Below are 1,042 nucleotides of genomic sequence, written 5' to 3'. Positions count from 1 at the left end.
CATAGCTCCTTGTGCCGGGAAAGCCCGCTACGCTTTCGACGGAAGCCATTCGCGCTCGACCGAATTCATGGCCAGAAGCGGACCTTGGAGTGTTGCAGAACTTTCTTCGCGCAATGTTGCGAAAGTATTTCGCCTTTACAGCCCCAGAACACCTCGCCTATGACTGGGCCCGAAACTTTGGGGGGGCACCATGGCTGCATACGAAATATCTATCCAAAACTGCAACAGCATCGACCTCGCGGCTATCCGCATCGAAAAAGGCAGCCTCAACATCAAGTATGGACCGAACGGCATAGGCAAGAGCACAATAGCCAGAGCGATCGTAAGCCAGGCTCGGGGCGATGGCACACTTGATGCCCTTATTCCGTTCAAAAATCGAGGCAAGGCTGGTTCGAAAAACCCGCAAGTTGATGGCATCGACGACGTAAAATCAGTGCTCGTGTTTGATGAAGAGTATGTGAACCAGTTCGCTTTTCAGCAAGACGAGGTTGTTAAGAATAGCTTCAATATATTTGTTAAAACGCCAGAGTACATTACCACAATGGCGGAAATAGAAGATCTTTTTACTGGCATTAGAAAAGCTTTCGCAGACAGCGTTGAGATTGAGCAGACCACCAAGGACCTAAAGGAGCTGCGCGAGGCTTTCGGCAACTCCAAGACAGGTGCCATTCCAAAAAACAGCAAGATTCACAAAGCCTTTGGCACAGGCAATAAGATTGAAAACGTGCCAGAATCTCTAAAGTCGTTCGAGACATTTATTAAGAGTCCAGAGCCTTCAAAGTGGATTTCATGGCAGATCAAAGGGAATGAATTCCTTAAGCTCGGCGATACCTGCCCCTACTGTTCAACAGGGCTGCCGGAAGGGCCGCAGAAGGAAACCGCACTCGCTGTAGCGAAGGAGTATGATGCAACCGCCATTGGTCACCTTAATGTTCTGAAGGCAATCATAGGGAGGTTGGGGAAGTACTTTAGTGATAAATGTCGGGAGAACTTGGAAAAAGTAACCACCGCGAAGATCGAGTTGACAGCCCAAGAGCAAGGC

At 49.2% G+C, this 1,042-nt stretch carries 1 pseudogene; it reads left to right on the top strand.

Annotated features, from left to right (window positions below):
* Positions 1-190: 190 nt before the first annotated feature.
* Positions 191-1,042: pseudogene (locus NKH05_RS32970) on the top strand (AAA family ATPase); the annotation flags it as partial.

Source organism: Mesorhizobium sp. M1399, assembly GCF_040317735.1.
Lineage (GTDB): Bacteria > Pseudomonadota > Alphaproteobacteria > Rhizobiales > Rhizobiaceae > Mesorhizobium.
The sequence above is the reverse complement of the archived record's forward strand: the minus strand, read 5'-3'. Positions and strand labels throughout refer to the sequence as shown.